Raw genomic sequence first — 17,542 nt, forward strand, 5'->3', positions numbered from 1 at the left:
CCCAAAGTCCCGTGGCTTAACACTGATTAAAACCGTCGGTTAATGCGCGCTGGAGGTCACCTGACGTCCTGCCGCACGGTCCCAGATCACCGCCAGAACCACCATCACGGCGGTAGGCATCAGCCAGGCAAGACCCTGTTCAGCCAGCGGCAGACGCGAGGTCCAGGCCGGTAACATGTCCGCGAATGCCGACGATTTAATGCCGTCAATGATACCAAACATCAGGCTGATAAACATGGCCGGCGCAATGACGCGGGACGAATTATGCCACCAGTTGCGGGTAAAGCTTAAGACCACCAGGGCGATACATGGCGGATAGATAGCCGTCAGTACCGGAATCGAAATCTGAATCAGATGGCTCAGCCCCAGGTTGGAGACCGCCATCGAGAAAATACCGAGGATAAACACCAGCGAGCGATAGGATAACGGCAGATACTGCGCGAAGAATTCAGCGCAGGCGCAGGTCAGGCCCACCGCAGTGACCAGACAAGCGATGAAAATCAGCGCCGCCAGCATAAAGCTCCCCGCGCCACCGAAGGTGTGCTGGACATAGGCATGCAGAATCGCCGCGCCGTTAGCGGATTGATCCACCAGTGTCGCGCTATCAGACCCGAGGCGGAACAGCGCCAGATACAGCAGCGTCAGCCCCACGCCGGCCATCAGTCCGGCCCAGACGGTGTAGCGAGTCAGCAGGCGCGCTTCACTTACGCCGCGGGAGCGTGCGGCGTTAACAATGACGATACCGAATACCATGGCACCCAGCGTATCCATGGTCAGATAGCCGTTGACGAAGCCGTTAGAGAACGGCGCGGTGCGGTAAGCTTCCAGCGCATTGCTGATCGGGCCAGCCGGCCAGATAACTGCCGCAACGGACAAAATGATCAGCGCAATAATTTTCAACGGGGCGAGGAAATTGCCTACCGTATCCAGCAGTTTACCCGGATAGAGCGAAACCAGGATCACCAGCGCGAAATAGATCACGCTGTAAATCATCAGCGGCATCGCGCCGTCGCCGGTCAGCGGGGCAATCCCGACTTCAAAAGAGACCGTTGCGGTACGCGGCGTCGCAAACAGCGGGCCAACGGCCAGGTAGCAGACCACGGCCAGCAGGATGCCGGCCACTTTGCCGATCGGCGTACTCAGGCTTTCCACGCCGCCGCCGACTTTCGCCAGCGCCACGACCGTCAGCACCGGTAAACCCACGGCGGTAATCAGAAAGCCAATAGCGGCGGTCCAGACGTGTTCACCAGCCTGTAAACCCACCATCGGAGGGAAGATAATGTTGCCTGCGCCAACGAACAACGCGAAGGTCATAAAGCCCAACGCGATAATGTCGCGAGATTTTAACTGATGGGTCATAAATTCATTACTGCCTGTGGATGTGGTGTTGTTAACAAACGGAAAATACCGTGTCTTCCCCTGAGGGAGGATACAGCGGTGGTTGCCGGAAAAATCAGCGGGATATGCTCCCGAACACGCGTGGGAAAGAATTGTTTTTTGAATTACCACGCAAAAACAGTCTGTCTGCGACTGCATGGGGGGCAATTTAAACGCTTATAACGTTTTAATGCAAGGCGGGATCGCAAAAGCAGATGATTATGCTAAGTCTATTTTTATGAGCGGGATTATTGACCATATCTAAGGAAAACCTCCGGCTAATCATGCGAACAAAAAAGCAGCAGGCGTTCATTAATTACGCGGCTAAAAAGTGACTGCAAACGAAAATGACCAGCCGAAGCTGGTCATTGGCAAGTCATGTTGACAAGGGTGCGTTCAGGCGCTTTTTTTGGCAATTAAACGTTCCGGGAGTAAGAAACTAAAACGCGTCCCTTGGCCTACCGTACTCTCAATTTCCAGACGACTGTCGTGATGATTCACCGCATGTTTGACGATCGCCAGCCCAAGACCGCTGCCGCCGGTTTGCCGCGAACGCGCCTTATCCACGCGATAGAATCGCTCGGTCAGACGCGGAATGTGCTCGGGCGCAATCCCCGGACCGTTATCCTCGACGCTGAACAACGCGCCATGCGGCGCCCGTTGCCAGCTGACGGTAATCTCTGTCCCCGCTGGCGTATGGTTGATTGCGTTATACACCAGATTGGAGATCGCGCTGCGCAACTGCTCTTCGTTGCCCAGTACCACCAGCGTCTCATCGACGTGGAAGTGGAGCGTCTGCTTCTGCTGGCTGAGCGTCTGGGCTTCCCGCTCCACCACCCGCAGCATCATCGGCACGTCGATTTTGTCATTCATGGCCAGCGTCGGCGCCGCTTCAATCCGCGACAGCGTCAGCAGCTGCTTGACTAACCCCTCCATGCGCTGGGTTTGCTCGCGCATCGTATGCAGCGCTTTTTCGCGCGTCATCCCTTCCAGCACCTGCTCCTGCATCATCTCCAGATAGCCCTGCAGTACCGTTAACGGCGTGCGAAGCTCATGGCTGACGTTGGCAAAAAAGTTGCGCCGCGCGCCTTCCAGCTGGTGCATCTGCGTGACATCGCGCGCCACCATCAGCCACTGTTTGTCGCTGTAGGGCATGACGCGGATCTCCAGATGACGAGCGGTATTGAGGACCAGATTGAGCGGCTTTGAGAAATCCCTGTTTTTGAGGTAATGAGCAAATTCAGGGTAGCGCAGGAGGTTGAGAATATTTTGTCCGCTGTCGTCCGGCCAACGCAAATTGAGGATCTGCTGGGCCAGGCCATTACACCAGAAGATGGCCCCCTCCTCCGTCGTCAGCACCACCGCATCGGGCAAAGACTCAGCCCCGCTACGAAAGCGTTTGATCAGACTACCCAGTTCGCGTCGGCGCTTTTTATTGCGCATCTGCATCTGGTGAAGGCCGTAGAGCAGCGGTTCCCAGCTGCCTCTTCCCGGCGGTGGCGTCATGCTACGGTCGACCCATAGCCACCATGAAAGACGTAATAAATTCCAGAAATGCCAGATGAGAAGTCCGGTTACTGCCGCCAGTAAAAACCACGGCAGATAACCCACCACCGCCCCAAGAATCAGGGCCGGGATACAACATAAGAAAAGCTCAAGCGCCAGCCTTTTCCATGACAGCCGTTCCAGCACGGTTCACACTCCTGTCGAGATTCAGAAACGGGCGGAGAAACGATATCCCGTGCCGCGGACCGTTTGTACCATCCGGTCATGGCCGCTATGTTCCAGCGCTTTACGCAGACGGCGAATATGCACATCCACCGTTCTGTCTTCTACATACACATTGGTCCCCCAGACGTGATTCAGCAGCTGTTCGCGGCTGTAGACGCGTTCCGGGTGAGTCATAAAGAAGTGTAGCAATTTAAACTCCGTCGGCCCCATGTCCAGCGGACTTTCACCGGTCATCACGCGGTGGGAGGAAGGGTCAAGGCTAAGCCCTTGCATTTCAATCACTTCTTCCACCGCCATCGGCGAAATACGGCGCATCACCGCTTTGATTCGCGCCACCAGCTCTTTCGGTGAAAAAGGCTTAGTGATGTAATCATCGGCACCGGTTTCCAGACCACGTACGCGATCCTCTTCTTCACCGCGAGCGGTGAGCATGACGACCGGAATATCGCGGGTCATCGCCTCACGCTTGAGCAGCTTGATAAACTGGAGACCCGATCCGCCCGGCAGCATCCAGTCGAGGAGAATCAAATCAGGCCAGGGTTCATTGAGTTGATTCACCGCACTGTCATAATCTTCCGCCTCGACGGGCTGAAAGCCGTTTTGCTCAAGAACAAAGCAGACCATTTCGCGGATCGGAGCTTCATCTTCAACGACCAGAATTCTTCTCGCCATTATTTACCCTGTATTTTTTAGCCATCAGTATAGAGTGCGGCGCCATTATGCGTCAGTTTTGTGACAGATTTATGAAGAAAATGACCGTCATATGATAGCGGATTTTTAATAATGACAAGGAGTAACAATCGATCCTGCTGGCGTTAAAGGGGCAACCTGCGGGATGACAGGTATATAATGCGCCTATGCTTTTTCGCCAGGGAATACTTATGCGCATCATCCACACCTCTGACTGGCACCTTGGCCAGAATTTTTACAGCAAGAGCCGCGCCGCCGAACACTCGGCCTTTCTCGACTGGCTGCTGACCAGCGCGCAGGCGCACGAGGTCGATGCCATTATTGTCGCCGGCGACATCTTTGATACCGGCTCACCGCCAAGCTACGCCCGCGAGCTGTATAACCGATTCGTGGTTCAGCTTCAGCAAACCGGCTGCCAGCTGGTGGTGCTGGCGGGCAACCACGATTCGGTGGCGACGCTGAATGAATCCCGCGATATTCTGGCCTTTCTGAAAACCACGGTGGTGGCCAGCGCCGGCCATGCTCCCTTTATTCTGCCGCAGCGCGACGGCACGCCCGGCGCCATATTTTGCCCGGTCCCCTTCCTGCGCCCGCGCGAGCTGGTCACCAGCCAGGCCGGACACTCCGGCGGCGAAAAACAGCAGCTGCTGTTGAACGCTATCAGCGACTATTATCAGCAGCAGTACGAAGCCGCCTGCGCCCTGCGCGGCGATCGTCCGCTGCCGATCGTCGCCAGCGGCCACCTGACCACCGTTGGCGCCAGCAAGAGCGATGCGGTGCGCGATATCTACATCGGCACGCTGGAGGCGTTCCCCGCCAGCCATTTTCCCCCCGTTGATTATGTTGCCCTCGGCCATATTCACCGGGCGCAGAAGATCGGCGGCAGCGACCATATTCGCTACAGCGGCTCGCCCATCGCCCTCAGCTTTGATGAGACGGGCAAAAGCAAAAGCGTCAATCTGGTGACCTTCAGCGACGGGCACCTGGCGGAGGTGCTTCCTCTGACGGTGCCGGTGACGCAGCCGCTGGCAGTGCTGAAAGGCGATTTCTCCAGCATCAGCGAACAGCTTACCCAGTGGCGGGACGCCCCTCAGGAGCCGGTCGTCTGGCTGGATATTGAAATTACCAGTGACGAATATCTCCATGATATTCAGCGAAAAATTCAGGCCCAGACCGAAGATCTGCCGGTGGAAGTGCTGCTGGTTCGCCGCAGCCGCGCCCAACGTGAACGCATCCTGGCGGGAGAGCGGCGGGAGACGCTGAGCGAACTGCAGGTCGAGGAGGTGTTTGAACGCCGGCTGGCGCAGGAAACGCTGGAAGAGGCGCAGCGGCTACGCCTGACGCAGCTGTTCAACGAAACGCTGCATAGTCTGAATGGTGAGGAGCACCTGTGAAAATTCTGAGTTTGCGCCTGAAAAATATCAACTCGTTAAAAGGCGAATGGAAAATCGACTTCACCGCAGAACCGTTCGCCAGCAACGGGCTGTTTGCCATCACCGGCCCCACCGGCGCCGGGAAAACCACTCTGCTGGACGCGATCTGCCTCGCGCTGTATCACGAAACGCCCCGTCTGAGCAGCGTGTCGCAATCGCAAAACGATCTGATGACCCGCGATACCGCCGAGTGTCTGGCGGAAGTGGAATTCGAGGTCAAAGGGACGGCCTATCGCGCCTTCTGGAGCCAGAACCGCGCCCGCAATCAGCCGGAGGGCAACCTGCAGGCCCCGCGCGTTGAGCTGGCCCGCTGCGACGATGGGCAGATCCTTGCCGATAAAGTCAAAGATAAGCTCGAACTGACCGCTTCGCTCACCGGACTGGATTACGGTCGCTTTACCCGCTCAATGCTGCTGTCGCAAGGCCAGTTCGCCGCGTTCCTCAACGCCAAACCAAAAGAACGCGCTGAGCTGCTGGAAGAGCTGACCGGCACCGAAATCTATGGCCAAATTTCAGCACAGGTGTTTGAAAAGCATAAGCTTGCCCGCAACGAACTGGAGAAACTTCAGGCCCAGGCCTCCGGCGTTCTGCTGCTGAGTGATGAGCAGCAGCAGGCGCTACAGCAAAGTTTGCAAGCACTTACTGATGAAGAGCGTCTACAGCTTTCGGAGCAAGCCCGCCTGCAGGCCGCGCAGCAGTGGCTGCTGCGCCAGCAGGAGCTCAGCGCGGAAGCCTCGCAGGCTCAGGTCCGGCTGCAGGACGCGCAGCAGGCGCTGGATCAGGCCCAGCCGCAGCTTGCAGCGCTGCTCAACGCGCAGCCGGCAGAGCAGCTTCGTCCGCTGTGGACCCGACAGCAGGAACAAAGCGCCGCGCTGGCGCAAACCCACCGCCAGGTGGAGGAAGTGAATACTCGCTTACAGGACAAGCTGCGGCTGCGCGCCGGGATCCGCCTTGCCGCCAGCCGGCAGATGACCCGCTTGCAGGATGCCCATCACGCCCTCAACCTGTGGCTTAACGAACACGATCGCTATCGCCAGTGGGGAAACTCGCTGGCGGGCTGGCGGGCCGTCTTCCAGCAGCAGGCGAGCGATGCCCGGCAACAGAACGTCGTGCAACAGAGCCTGGCGGAAATCGCCCGCAAGCTGGCAGAGCTGCCGCCTGCGACGCTGACGCTGGATGCCGACCAGGTCACCGCCAGCCTGGCGCAGCACGCCGCCGCCCGCCCGTTACGCCAGCAGCTTTCGACGCTGCATAGCCGCCTGTTGCCGCTTCGCCAGCGTCAGCAGCAGCTGCAAACCACGGAGCAGGCTCGTCGTGAGGAACAGGAAAAGCTGGAAACAACCCTGGCCCAGCGCCGCCTGGCCTACAAAGAAAAACATCAGCAATTCAGCGATGTGAAGGCTATTTGTGAGCTGGAAGCGCGCATTGTCGGGTTGGAGGAAGAGCGCGCTCGCCTGCAGCCCGGAGCCCCTTGTCCGCTCTGTGGTTCCAGCGAACACCCGGCCGTCGCACAATACCGGGCGCTGGAGCCCGGCGTGAATCAGGCCCGCCGGGATAGTCTGGAGCGTGAAGTCAAACAGCTGGCGGAAGAAGGCGCCCAGCTGCGCGGCCAGCTTGAGGCACTGCTTAAACAACAGGTTAAAGAGAAAGAAGAGCTGGACTCTCTCCTTCAGCAGGAGCAAGCGCTCACCTCACAATGGCAGACAACCGTCAGCGGACTCCATTGCGACCTGCAGCCGCAGGATGATATTCCCGGCTGGCTGGCGGCCCAGCAAGAGAGCGAACAGCAGCTGTATCAGCACCAGCAGCGACTGGCCTGGCAGGCCCGGCAGCAGGCGGGCGAGCAACAGCTCAGGCAGCTCCAGCAGGAGCAGGAACAACGGCGCGCGCAGCTGGAGACAGAACTCTCGCCCTTCGCGCTCAGCGTTCCGCAGGCCGATCGGACGGCGGAGTGGCTGGCGCAGCGGGAAGCCGAGAGCCGCCTGTGGCAGGAACAACAGAACCAATCCGTCGCGCTTCAGGAGCAGCTTCAACAGCTGACGCCGCTGCTGGAAACACTTCCACCGACAGAGCCGGAGCCCCTTCCGTCAACGGACGAGATAGCCGATCCGGCGCCGCTGACGGGCTGGCGTCAGGTGCATGACGACTGCCTGGCATTGCAAAGCCAGTGGCGGACGCTGAGCCAGCAGGAGAGCCAGCAGCAGGAAGCGCTGCGGGAGACGCAAACCCGCTTCGCTGCCGCCCTCTCCAGCAGCCCGTTTGCCGACCAGCAGGCCTTTCTCGCCGCTCTGCTCGACGAAGAGACGCGCCAGCGGCTGGAGCGGCTTAAACAGGCGCTGGAAAATGCCGTACAGCAAAATAACGCTCTGGCGCTGCGCGCTCGCGACGCGCTCGCCCGGCATCAGCAGCAACCGCCGACAGACGTCGACCTCACCCTACCGCTGGAACAGGTCCAGGCCCGTCTGCTCCAGCTGGCGCCGCAGCTGCGGGAAAACAGCGCCCGCCAGGGAGAGATCCGCCAACAGCTGAAACAGAATGCCGGAAACCAGCAACGCCAGCAGGCATTGCATCAGGAGATCGCGCTTGCCGGGCAGCAGCTCGAGGACTGGGCATGGCTTAATGCGCTAATCGGTTCTAAAGAGGGCGATAAGTTCCGCAAATTCGCCCAGGGGCTAACGCTGGATAACCTGGTCTGGCTGGCGAACCATCAGCTCAATCGCCTGCACGGGCGCTACCAGCTCCAGCGCAAGGCCAGCGAAGCACTGGAGCTGGAGGTGGTTGATACCTGGCAGGCGGATGCGGTACGCGATACGCGGACCCTCTCCGGCGGTGAAAGTTTCCTTGTCAGCCTGGCGCTGGCGCTGGCGCTGTCCGATCTGGTGAGTCACAAAACGCGCATCGATTCGCTGTTCCTTGATGAAGGGTTCGGCACGCTCGATAGCGAAACGCTCGATACCGCGCTGGATGCGCTCGACGCCCTGAATGCCAGCGGTAAGGTGATCGGCGTAATAAGCCACGTTGAAGCAATGAAAGAGCGCATTCCGGTGCAGATCAAAGTTAAGAAAATCAACGGTCTTGGCTACAGCCGGCTGGATAAAATGTTTTCCATCGAGTAACCCCCGAGCCTTTCCCCTGCGCAGACCTTTCCTTTCGCGGAAAGGTCGCACTTCTCCGGTGCATTATCCTTGCCGCAATTTCACGAATCATCTTGATCATGCATGAATATGCATGATAGTTTCGTTTTATTTTCTAAAGAGAGAATAAACAGGCATCAACATGACGTTTAAGCCACTAAAAGCGGAAAAAATCTATTATCACCGCCATTCGTGCACAAACGTGCAGAAGCAATGTCCCCGACAGATACGCGCCAGGTAAAAACGCCTTTGCGGATATCCATCGGGTTTCCCGTCTTCCCGCTCACATATTAAGAAGGTCTGAGAGATGAAAAGTTGTCTTATCCTGGTTGCGGGTCCCGTCCGCAGCGGCACCAATGATCGCCCGGAACTGATTGCTGCCAACCTGAACGCCATGGCACAGGTTGCGCTGAATATTTATCGTAAAGGGCATATTCCCGTGATTGGCGAGTGGCTCGCTTTACCTCTGGCCAAAGCCGCTGGTTCAAAGGAAACAGGCGATCCGATCAGCGAAGAGTTTTTATATCCCGTCGCCCATCGTTTGATTAGCCGCTGCGACGCGATTTTGCGTATACCGGGGGAGTCCCGGGGCGCCGATCTTGATGTCGAGGAAGGGAAAAAAAGAGGGCTGACGATTTACTCTCACCTGGATGAGATCCCCGCTCTGTGATTAACTCCCCGTTGCCCCTGCTGACCAGGGCAACGGGGTCACGCTGATTTACAGCGGCCACAGCCAGGCCGCGCCGCGCACGCCGCTGGAGTCGCCGTGTACGGCTTTTCGAATCGGCGTCTCGCACTCCCCGCCGAATACCCATGATTTCACCAGTTCAGGAACCGTCTGGTAGAGGCGTTCAACGTTGCTCATCCCACCGCCGAGGACAATCACATCCGGATCGAGGATATTGACCACGTGGGCCAGCGACTTCGCCAGACGCATCTCGTAACGCTTCAGCGCCTGCTCGGCCAGCGGATCCTGCTCGCTAACCCGCTGCATAATCGCGTTGCCCGTGAGCGACTGGCCGCTCAAACGCTGGTAGTCCGTGGCAAAACCGGTCCCGGAGATAAAGGTTTCAATACATCCCTGCTTACCGCAATAGCACGGCACTTCGGCGCGATAGCGTAGTTCATCATCATCCATCCACGGTAGCGGGTTGTGACCCCACTCCCCGGCGGTGCCGTTACCGCCAATATGGGAACGGCCCTGTATCGCCACGCCGGCCCCGCATCCGGTACCGATGATCACCGCAAACACGGTCTGCGCCCCGGCGGCGGCGCCGTCTACCGCTTCGGAAACCGCCAGGCAGTTGGCATCATTCGCCAGGCGTACTTCGCGGTTTAAGCGCTGGCTCAGATCGTTATCAAACGGCTGACCGTTGAGCCAGGTGGAGTTGGCATTCTTCACTACCCCGGTATAGGGCGAAATCGACCCCGGGATCCCGACGCCAACGCTGCCGCGCTGCCCGGTCGCGTCCTCCGCCATCCCGACCAGCGTCGCGATATTCTCTATTGTTTGCCGATAATCCTCGCGTGGAGTCGGCAAACGGTGGCGGAATAACTGCTCTCCCTGGTCACTCAGAGCAATGACTTCTGTTTTTGTGCCGCCCAGATCAATACCAATACGCACTGTAAGCTCCTCTCCCCGATTAACAATGCAAGCATAGCGACAATTCGCTATCATGCCCGCTGGATTTAACGACAACGCCGTGGAAATTATCATGCTGTGGTTCAAAAATTTAATGGTTTACCGTCTCAGCCGCGAGATTTCATTGCGTGCCGAGGAGATGGAAAAACAGCTGGCCGGGCTGACATTTACCCCTTGTGGTAGCCAGGATATGGCGAAGACCGGTTGGGTATCGCCGATGGGTTCGCACAGCGATGCGCTGACGCATACCGCAAATGGTCAGATCGTGATCTGCGCACGTAAAGAAGAGAAGATCCTGCCGTCACCGGTGATCAAACAGGCGCTGGAAGCAAAGATCCTCAAGCTGGAAGCCGATCAGGGCCGTAAGCTGAAAAAAACCGAGAAAGATTCGCTGAAAGACGAAGTGCTGCACTCGCTGCTGCCGCGCGCCTTCAGCCGTTTCAGCCAGACAATGATGTGGATCGATACCGTCAACGGGCTGATCATGGTCGACTGCGCCAGCGCCAAGAAAGCGGAAGATACGCTGGCGCTGCTGCGTAAAACCTTAGGTTCTCTGCCGGTCGTTCCGCTGGCGCTGGAAAATCCGATCGAGCTGACCTTGACCGAATGGGTCCGCTCCGGGAGCGTCGCTCAGGGTTTCCAGCTGCTGGATGAAGCCGAACTGAAAGCCATGCTGGAAGACGGCGGCGTCATTCGGGCGAAGAAACAGGATCTGGTCAGCGATGAAATCGCCGTGCATATTGAAGCCGGGAAAGTCGTGACCAAACTGGCGCTCGACTGGCAGCAGCGTATTCAGTTCCTGATGTGCGATGATGGTTCAATCAAACGTCTGAAGTTCTGCGACGAACTGCGTGACCAGAATGAAGATATTGACCGGGAAGATTTCGCTCAGCGTTTTGACGCCGACTTTATTCTGATGACCGGCGAACTGGCGGCATTGATTCAGAATCTGGTGGAAGCTCTCGGCGGAGAAGCACAGCGCTAATCAGCGCCGGATGCGCTCGACAAAGCGGGCAACATGCCTTCCTGCCGCGGCAGGAAGGCGAGGAATCACAGATAGCGGCACAGATAAGAGGTTGGCTCAGCCACCTGCAGATGAAACTCGCTGTTGCCTGGTACATTGAACACTTCACCGGCGGCATACACTTTCCACTCGGTTTCCCCCGGCAGCAGCACATTCAGCGCACCGCTCACCACCGTCATCTCTTCCGGCTGCGCGGTACCAAAGGTATATTCCCCTTCTGCCATCACCCCGACGCTCGCGCGGCCGGTGCTGCTGCTGGTGAAGCCAATCGATTTCACTTTTCCGTCGAAGTATTCATTGCTTTGAAGCATAAACAAGCCCTTATGATCTTTTGTTGAAGCCTCAATATAGGGGGCGCTCCTTGCCCCTGTCACGTAAAATTAATCTATCGGACCATGTTAAACTAATAGTTCTGCAGCCAGCCGGGAAACCAGCACATTTGACAGCAGAACCGGCACATCCAGCGCTTTTTGCAATACGTCGCGATGATGCTGGTGGTAACCCAGGCAGTCCAGCACCAGCACGTCTGCGCCCTGCTCCAGCAGCGCCCGTCCGGCGCTCAATAAATCACTATCGCTGCCGCTGATCGGGTTGGCCAACGCGTAGTAAGGCGCGTTTTCTAACGAAAGCCACTTTTGCTGCTGCATGGGCAGCACCTCCTCAACGGGAACGATAACCCCGACCTGATGCCCGTCAACAATCGATGCCACCAGCGGCGGAATAATCCGCTGCGGCTCCAGTAAAATGGCATTGCGCGCCGTGAGGCCGCTGAGCATTTCGGAACTCAAAAACAGAATGACATCATATTCTTGCCTGTCGAGCATCGCGATAATATGCTTTAAATCACGCTCGACCTTCTGGCGCGAAACCTCGGCCGGCTGGTTATCATTCAATAACGTCAGCAGGCGTTCATCGCCGGAATCAAGGGCATAATCTTCCATAACATCTTCACGCGTCATTTTGCCTAACAGGCTAATATGAGTGATCTGCTCTTCCCTGATATGTTCGGTTAAAAGCGGCAAAACTTCAGCCACCGGTACCACGCCAACGGTTAAAATAGCCATCGTTGTACTCATATCACGTACCTTTTCACTACCACTGCTTCAGCACAGGCTTACTGCACACCACTTCGCCCCCCCGTTGACTAAAAATCAACCGTCCAGAAGCGTAGCAGCTTACCGCCGCCGTTGAATGTAAAGATTGATGTGGCCTCAGGCGCATGCCTGAAAAATCCGTACCTTAGGGAATCATCAGCAGCGCTGATGAATTAAAAATGTGATGGAGGCCCGGAATTGCTCTGAGCAAAGAGAATGCCGGGCGGGCGAGATTATGATTTATCCGGGTCTTCGTAGCGCTGTTTCGCGTCCAGCGCTTCCTGTTCCGTGGGGTGTTCGCTGATCAGTGAATCGGGAGTCGGGAAATCGGCACGCAGCTGATACCAGGTCTCCCCCTGGCCTGCGGGACCTTTCGCAACGGCAACAATACGCGCTTCTCTCGGATATGGAGGTTGGGTTGGCATAGCTCTTCCTTCTTCGGCCATCAGAGCTATTAAGTATAGGGGCCCCTGCGTCGTTTACCGTCAGTAAAGTCTTAACTCACAGCGCGGCCGGCGTCCCGTTACTCTCTTGCGGCCTCGACGCATTGAGCCTCTTGCGGCGCGAAGACATTCTGTAAGGTCGCCAGAATGTGTCCGACGACGTCATCCGGCGTCGCGGTGGCATCAATAATATGATGCGCGGTTGCGCGATACAGCGCTTCCCGCTGCGCCAGCACTTCGCCGACTTCATCGCGCACCGGTTTACCGGTCAGCGTCGGGCGCTGCTCGGTTTTCGGATAGGCTTCAAGGCGTTCGATCAGCGCCGAAACCGGCACCTGCAGGTAAATCACCACGCCGTTTTCGCGCATGAACTGGCGGTTAGCTTCAGCCAGAATAATGCCGCCGCCGGTCGCCACCACCGTCTCCGGTCGCGCGGCCGCTTTCAGCGCCTCTGACTCCAGCTCACGAAAACGCGCCCAGCCCTCCTGCTCAACAATAGTCGCGACCGTACGCTGCTCGCGCTCCTGCAGCGCATGATCGGTATCGGTGAACTGGTAATGACGCGCCCGCGCCAGCGCATGGCCGATTGTCGTTTTACCACAGCCGCGTGGCCCGATGAGAAAGATTGGCAATGTCATTACCGAAGACCCCCTGGTTCCGCATATCGCGGGAAAATGAATACGAATAGTCAGCAATGGTACCGGCAAAATCGCCGGCAATAAGCGTAAAACAAACGTTACATTGCTCTAGCAAAACCTGCTCATCACAGGCAACAAAAGGATTTATCGCGTAAACCTATCATTGCATTAAGTGTGATTCCAGATTTACTTATTCAAAAAGATTATTTTTCAGCCGCTGGCTGGCGTAAACGGTAACACATTTATGCATAGCTTTACGCATCAACATATTTACAACATGGCATGTTCGGTCGCACTCTGACGCTAAACGACCAGTATGACAGAGGAAAGTACCATGCAATCTGAAGAACAACGCCTTATTGATGGACTGTTTTCCCGCCTGAAAGAGGCCGGAACGCAGAGCGCTTCGCGCGATGCCAGCGCCGAGGAGCGGATTGCGCAACACATCAAAGAGCAGCCCGCCGCGCCCTATTACATGGCGCAAACGATACTGATCCAGGAAGCCGCCATCAAGCAGCTCAACGATCGTATCCAGGCGCTGGAAAGCCAGGTGACGCAGCTACAGGCGGCAAAACCGAGCAGCGGCGGGTTCCTCTCCGGGCTGTTTGGCGGCGGTCAGAGCCGCGGCTCCGACCCCATTCCCGGGGCAGAACAATATGGTCGCCCTCAGGCCAGCGCACAGCCGCAGTATGCGCCGCAAATGCCGCAGCAAAACTATGCGCCGCAGGCGGCGCGCAGCGGCGGCGGCTTTATGGCCGGTGCGCTGCAAACGGCGGCAGGTGTGGCAGGCGGCGTGGTGCTGGGCAATATGTTGACCAATATGTTCAGCGGCTCGCATCCGCAGGAGATCGTCAATATTATTGAAGAAAAACCGCAGCCCGACCTCAACCAGACGCAGGAACTGTCCGGCGCGGAGGATCCGTTCCGTCAGGACGATAATCAGTTCCTCGCGGATAACAACACCTGGAACTCTGACTTCGACGCCGGGATGGGTAACGACGACGATTTCGGCGGCGATGACGACAGCTGGGTTTAACCCTGCGGGCGTTTTGTCTCTGACAGCCACTTCTCCAGCGCGGCGGCGAATTGTTGCCGATCGCGCTGCGACAAACTATCCGGGCCGCCGGTTTGTACGCCGCTGGCCCGCATCGTTTCCATAAAATCACGCATCGTCAGACGTTCGCGAATAGTCGCATCGCTGTAGCGCTCACCGCGCGGATTTAAGGCTGCGCCGCCCTTGGCCAGCACTTCCGCCGCCAGCGGTATATCGGCGGTAATCACCAGGTCGCCCGGTTCACACAGGCGGACGATTTCGTTGTCGGCCACATCAAATCCCTGCGGCACGCGCAGCGTGCGGATCACCCGCGACGGCGGCACCCGCAGCGGCTGGTTGGCAACCAGCGTCAGCGAGGTCTGTGTACGCTCGGCGGCGCGGAATAAAATCTCTTTAATGACGTTCGGACACGCGTCCGCATCAACCCAAATAGCCATTCCGGCTCCTGTCGACGAAAAAGGGAGGCATCATTGTCACCTGCTTTTGTCCCCCGGGGAAGCGCTGGAGTGATAAGCTAGAGAACTCACGACAAAATAAGCAAAGGGGAACGGTGATGGAGAAGAAAATTGGCTTTATCGGCTGCGGCAATATGGGTAAGGCCATTCTGGGCGGTCTGATCGCCAGCGGACAGGTGCAGCCTGGGCAAATTTGGGTCTACACCCCGTCGCCGGACAAAGTGGCGGCCCTGCACGACCAGTACGGCATCAATGCCGCGCAGAGCGCACAGGAAGTCGCTCAGGTCGCCGATATCATCTTCGGCGCGGTCAAGCCGGGGATCATGATTAAAGTGCTCAGTGAAGTCGCCTCCAGCCTGAATAAAGACTCGCTGGTTATCTCAATTGCCGCTGGCGTCACGCTCGATCAGCTGGCACGGGCGCTGGGCCACGATCGCAAGATCATACGCGCGATGCCGAACACCCCATCGCTGGTTAACGCCGGGATGACCTCAGTGACACCTAACGCGCTGGTGACCAGCGAAGAGGTCGCCGAAGCGCTGACGATTTTCCGCTGCTTCGGTCAGGCTGAAATTATCGCTGAGCCGATGATCCACCCGGTGGTGGGCGTGAGCGGTTCCGCGCCGGCCTATGTCTTCATGTTTATTGAAGCGATGGCAGATGCTGCCGTTCTCGGCGGTATGCCGCGCGCTCAGGCCTACAAATTTGCCGCTCAGGCGGTCATGGGCTCGGCCAAAATGGTGCTCGAAAGCGGAGAACATCCGGGGACGCTGAAAGATATGGTCTGCTCGCCAGGCGGGACTACCATCGAAGCTGTGCGGGTACTGGAAGAGAAAGGATTCCGCTCTGCGGTCATCGAGGCCATGGTCAAATGCATGGAAAAATCAGAGAAGCTTAGCCGCTCCTGATCCCCGCCTCGTGTCGATATCGGGTGAGGAGTCTCCTCACCCGTTTTTACCCCATCAGCTTCGACCCGCGCCCGCTTATCCCTGTTTCTTCAGGCAGGCACTCATAAACTTATTACGATCGTCCCCTTTCAGAGACTGCTGGGTCGCCTGACCGTTGCACTCGCGCATTTTTTGCTGCTGAGGCGTCAGCCCCTTACTTTCCGGCGCCGGCGCATCTTTCTTGAGGCACTGACTCATAAACGCTTTACGCTCATCCCCTTTCAGCGATTTCGACGAGGCCTCTTTGTTGCAGGTCGTCATTTTTTGCTGCTGGGGCGTGGGCGTTTTTTCCGCGGCATTCACCGCCGTCACAAAGATAAGACCAAAAAGCAGAGTTACCAACAATGTTATTTTCATCACACCATCCTTTTGTCAGTCAATCTCTGTAAGTCTGGTCGCTGATGGGAAAAAAACCAGCCGATGGCCACAATTCACCATCGGCAGCGGCTTATTTCAGGCCCAGCGCGGCTTTCATGGTGTAGAACAGATCGGTCTGATCGGTTAAGCCCACCACGTTTGCGGCATGCGGACCGTAGGCGGCAATGCGCAGCTGCGTGCCGGTATGTTCCATCGACTCCTCTTCCGAGTTGCCGTAGCTAATGACCATCACCGAGCCGTCTTTGGTCGTCAGCGCCTGAGTCAGGCCCGGAGCTTTGGAATCGGCCGGAATAATCTGGCTGGCGTGCGCATGGTCAGCGGTGACAACGACCAGCGTGTTACCCTCTTTTTTGGCAAACTCCAGCGCTTTTTGTACCGCTTCATCAAGGTCGACGGTTTCGCCAATCTGACCGCACGGGTTCGCCGCATGATCCTGTTTATCAATGGAGGCGCCCTCAACCTGCAGGAAGAATCCTTTCTCGTTGCTGCTCAGAAGACCGATCGCTTTCTCGGTCATCTGCGCCAGCGTCGGAACGGAAGCGTCACGTTTGCCGTTCGGGGTGCAGGTTATCGCCGGCTTATCAATATTTCCGTGGTAAGAGGCTTTCGGCCCTTCCCAGCGCACCGGCATGTTGCCGTCGGCGAAAAGACCCAGCAGCGGTTTGCCCTGGTTGGCTTCGTTGACCGCGGCCAGCGAGCTGGCATCGGTGACAATCTGGTAGCCGCGGGCAATGGCCTGCTCATGCAGCGTTTTGCCCTGCCATTCACCGGCCGTCGCGGTTTCGGCGAAAGTTTTGGCCCCGCCGCCTAAGGTCACGTCCGCACGGGCATTCAGCAGCTGCTCGGTAATTGAGCCTTTACCGCCCTTTTCCAGCGCGTTGCCGGGACATTTTTCGCTGGTGACGCTCGGGCCATAGCATTTACGCGAAGTCACGTGTGCGACCAGCGCCGCTGGCGTGGCATCCTGCAGCTCTGCCGTGGAGACATTGCCGGTGGCAAACCCTGCGGCTTTCGCCAGTTCGAGGATGGTCTGATGATCTTTTTCATGGATATCAACCCCCAGCGCGCCGTTATAGCTTTTTACGCCGGTGGTCCAGGCGGTCGCGGACGCGGCGGAATCGGTGACGTAATCCGGTTTGCCGGTTTTCTTATCCAGAGAATAATGTGTGTACTGACCGGTCAGCGGCAGCGCATCAATGCCCTTAAAGAAACCGCCGGCGCCTTCGGCATAATTGCGCGCCGCCGTAATTTCAGAGTCGCCCATCCCGTCGCCAATCAGCAAAATAATATTTTTTGCGGGTTTGTTGATTAACGAAGCCTGCAGCGCGGCAGTTTGATCGCCGCTTAAGCGGCGCGCGCCGCCGGGCGTGGTGATATCGCCCTGAGCGGCACGATTTTCCAGAACCGGGGCAGCCGTGGTTTCTGCATGAATAACCGGGGAGCCCAGCAGAGGTAACAGGGCAATAAAGAGGGCGTTTAATTTCACTTTTGTCGTCTCCATG

At 57.5% G+C, this 17,542-nt stretch carries 17 protein-coding genes; 6 read left to right on the top strand and 11 right to left on the bottom strand.

Annotation, left to right across the window (positions count from 1 at the left end):
• Window positions 1–39: 39 nt before the first annotated feature.
• The 3 genes from brnQ to phoB form a co-directional block, all read right to left on the bottom strand.
• Window positions 40–1,359 carry a branched-chain amino acid transporter carrier protein BrnQ gene (gene brnQ / locus OQV00_RS20935; RefSeq protein WP_004858542.1) on the bottom strand — a complete coding sequence of 440 codons (1,320 nt, stop codon included), beginning with the start codon at window positions 1,357–1,359 and terminating at the stop codon, window positions 40–42.
• Window positions 1,360–1,773: 414 nt separating this feature from the next.
• Window positions 1,774–3,069: a phosphate regulon sensor histidine kinase PhoR gene (gene phoR, locus OQV00_RS20940; RefSeq protein WP_004858536.1), complete on the bottom strand. Its 1,296-nt coding sequence runs from the start codon at window positions 3,067–3,069 to the stop codon at window positions 1,774–1,776.
• Window positions 3,070–3,090: 21 nt separating this feature from the next.
• Window positions 3,091–3,780, bottom strand: coding sequence for a phosphate response regulator transcription factor PhoB (gene phoB / locus OQV00_RS20945; RefSeq protein WP_004204861.1), 690 nt, complete (start codon window positions 3,778–3,780; stop codon window positions 3,091–3,093).
• Window positions 3,781–3,989: 209 nt separating this feature from the next.
• Between phoB and sbcD the strand changes: the two genes are divergently transcribed.
• The 3 genes from sbcD (at window position 3,990) to OQV00_RS20960 (ending at window position 9,035) form a co-directional block, all read left to right on the top strand.
• Entirely contained in the window at window positions 3,990–5,192 is a 1,203-nt protein-coding gene (gene sbcD, locus OQV00_RS20950) for an exonuclease subunit SbcD (protein WP_032716742.1), read from the top strand.
• The gene (gene sbcC / locus OQV00_RS20955; RefSeq protein ID WP_137056357.1) at window positions 5,189–8,347 is read left to right on the top strand and encodes an exonuclease subunit SbcC; all 3,159 of its coding nucleotides are present in this window, start codon (window positions 5,189–5,191) and stop codon (window positions 8,345–8,347) included. Before sbcD ends, sbcC begins: the two co-directional genes overlap by 4 nt.
• A 325-nt stretch (window positions 8,348–8,672) precedes the next feature.
• Window positions 8,673–9,035, top strand: coding sequence for a hypothetical protein (locus tag OQV00_RS20960; RefSeq protein WP_004858526.1), 363 nt, complete (start codon window positions 8,673–8,675; stop codon window positions 9,033–9,035).
• Between the two features lie 48 nt (window positions 9,036–9,083).
• Here the strand turns inward: OQV00_RS20960 and mak are convergent, their stop codons facing one another.
• Window positions 9,084–9,989, bottom strand: coding sequence for a fructokinase (gene mak / locus OQV00_RS20965; protein WP_015585050.1), 906 nt, complete (start codon window positions 9,987–9,989; stop codon window positions 9,084–9,086).
• 91 nt (window positions 9,990–10,080) lie between these two features.
• Between mak and rdgC the strand changes: the two genes are divergently transcribed.
• The gene (gene rdgC, locus OQV00_RS20970; protein ID WP_004858522.1) at window positions 10,081–10,992 is read left to right on the top strand and encodes a recombination-associated protein RdgC; all 912 of its coding nucleotides are present in this window, start codon (window positions 10,081–10,083) and stop codon (window positions 10,990–10,992) included.
• Window positions 10,993–11,057: 65 nt separating this feature from the next.
• On the opposite strand, the gene ppnP is transcribed toward rdgC, so the two are convergent.
• The 4 genes from ppnP to aroL all read right to left on the bottom strand — a co-directional run bounded on the left by ppnP (window position 11,058) and on the right by aroL (window position 13,206).
• Window positions 11,058–11,342, bottom strand: coding sequence for a pyrimidine/purine nucleoside phosphorylase (gene ppnP, locus OQV00_RS20975; protein WP_002890284.1), 285 nt, complete (start codon window positions 11,340–11,342; stop codon window positions 11,058–11,060).
• A gap of 87 nt (window positions 11,343–11,429) precedes the next feature.
• Window positions 11,430–12,107 carry an AroM family protein gene (locus tag OQV00_RS20980; protein WP_004858517.1) on the bottom strand — a complete coding sequence of 226 codons (678 nt, stop codon included), beginning with the start codon at window positions 12,105–12,107 and terminating at the stop codon, window positions 11,430–11,432.
• Between the two features lie 251 nt (window positions 12,108–12,358).
• Window positions 12,359–12,550 carry a YaiA family protein gene (locus tag OQV00_RS20985; protein ID WP_004858514.1) on the bottom strand — a complete coding sequence of 64 codons (192 nt, stop codon included), beginning with the start codon at window positions 12,548–12,550 and terminating at the stop codon, window positions 12,359–12,361.
• 98 nt (window positions 12,551–12,648) lie between these two features.
• Window positions 12,649–13,206, bottom strand: a complete 558-nt coding sequence (gene aroL, locus OQV00_RS20990; RefSeq protein ID WP_004858511.1) for a shikimate kinase AroL — start codon at window positions 13,204–13,206, stop codon at window positions 12,649–12,651.
• Window positions 13,207–13,540: 334 nt separating this feature from the next.
• Between aroL and OQV00_RS20995 the strand changes: the two genes are divergently transcribed.
• Window positions 13,541–14,242, top strand: coding sequence for a DUF2076 domain-containing protein (locus OQV00_RS20995; protein WP_004858508.1), 702 nt, complete (start codon window positions 13,541–13,543; stop codon window positions 14,240–14,242).
• Here the strand turns inward: OQV00_RS20995 and OQV00_RS21000 are convergent.
• Window positions 14,239–14,697: a YaiI/YqxD family protein gene (locus OQV00_RS21000; RefSeq protein WP_004858502.1), complete on the bottom strand. Its 459-nt coding sequence runs from the start codon at window positions 14,695–14,697 to the stop codon at window positions 14,239–14,241. The genes OQV00_RS20995 and OQV00_RS21000 overlap by 4 nt on opposite strands.
• A 116-nt stretch (window positions 14,698–14,813) precedes the next feature.
• On the opposite strand from OQV00_RS21000, the gene proC reads away from it, so the two are divergent.
• Window positions 14,814–15,623 (top strand): pyrroline-5-carboxylate reductase, encoded by an 810-nt coding sequence (gene proC, locus OQV00_RS21005; protein WP_004858499.1) that lies wholly within the window; start codon window positions 14,814–14,816, stop codon window positions 15,621–15,623.
• Window positions 15,624–15,698: 75 nt separating this feature from the next.
• On the opposite strand, the gene psiF is transcribed toward proC, so the two are convergent.
• Together psiF and phoA are read right to left on the bottom strand one after the other, a co-directional pair.
• Complete coding sequence (psiF, locus tag OQV00_RS21010; protein WP_004858496.1) at window positions 15,699–16,019, bottom strand: phosphate starvation-inducible protein PsiF; 321 nt, start codon at window positions 16,017–16,019, stop codon at window positions 15,699–15,701.
• A gap of 91 nt (window positions 16,020–16,110) precedes the next feature.
• A complete protein-coding gene (gene phoA / locus OQV00_RS21015; protein ID WP_162893478.1) occupies window positions 16,111–17,541 on the bottom strand; it encodes an alkaline phosphatase in 1,431 nt (476 codons plus the stop codon).
• Window position 17,542 lies beyond the last annotated feature (1 nt).

It is taken from the genome of Klebsiella sp. DY2415 (assembly GCF_026314315.1).
GTDB classification, from domain to species: Bacteria; Pseudomonadota; Gammaproteobacteria; order Enterobacterales; family Enterobacteriaceae; genus Klebsiella; species Klebsiella ornithinolytica.

What these genes read in the sequence shown, in the direction of transcription:
- brnQ (WP_004858542.1), bottom strand. Translation starts at nt 1,359, where the DNA reads ATGACCCATCAGTTAAAATCTCGCGACATTATCGCGTTGGGCTTTATG.
- phoB (WP_004204861.1), bottom strand. Translation starts at nt 3,780, where the DNA reads ATGGCGAGAAGAATTCTGGTCGTTGAAGATGAAGCTCCGATCCGCGAA.
- sbcD (WP_032716742.1), top strand. Translation starts at nt 3,990, where the DNA reads ATGCGCATCATCCACACCTCTGACTGGCACCTTGGCCAGAATTTTTAC.
- OQV00_RS20960 (WP_004858526.1), top strand. Translation starts at nt 8,673, where the DNA reads ATGAAAAGTTGTCTTATCCTGGTTGCGGGTCCCGTCCGCAGCGGCACC.
- rdgC (WP_004858522.1), top strand. Translation starts at nt 10,081, where the DNA reads ATGCTGTGGTTCAAAAATTTAATGGTTTACCGTCTCAGCCGCGAGATT.
- ppnP (WP_002890284.1), bottom strand. Translation starts at nt 11,342, where the DNA reads ATGCTTCAAAGCAATGAATACTTCGACGGAAAAGTGAAATCGATTGGC.
- OQV00_RS20980 (WP_004858517.1), bottom strand. Translation starts at nt 12,107, where the DNA reads ATGAGTACAACGATGGCTATTTTAACCGTTGGCGTGGTACCGGTGGCT.
- OQV00_RS20985 (WP_004858514.1), bottom strand. Translation starts at nt 12,550, where the DNA reads ATGCCAACCCAACCTCCATATCCGAGAGAAGCGCGTATTGTTGCCGTT.
- aroL (WP_004858511.1), bottom strand. Translation starts at nt 13,206, where the DNA reads ATGACATTGCCAATCTTTCTCATCGGGCCACGCGGCTGTGGTAAAACG.
- OQV00_RS20995 (WP_004858508.1), top strand. Translation starts at nt 13,541, where the DNA reads ATGCAATCTGAAGAACAACGCCTTATTGATGGACTGTTTTCCCGCCTG.
- OQV00_RS21000 (WP_004858502.1), bottom strand. Translation starts at nt 14,697, where the DNA reads ATGGCTATTTGGGTTGATGCGGACGCGTGTCCGAACGTCATTAAAGAG.
- proC (WP_004858499.1), top strand. Translation starts at nt 14,814, where the DNA reads ATGGAGAAGAAAATTGGCTTTATCGGCTGCGGCAATATGGGTAAGGCC.
- psiF (WP_004858496.1), bottom strand. Translation starts at nt 16,019, where the DNA reads ATGAAAATAACATTGTTGGTAACTCTGCTTTTTGGTCTTATCTTTGTG.
- phoA (WP_162893478.1), bottom strand. Translation starts at nt 17,541, where the DNA reads ATGGAGACGACAAAAGTGAAATTAAACGCCCTCTTTATTGCCCTGTTA.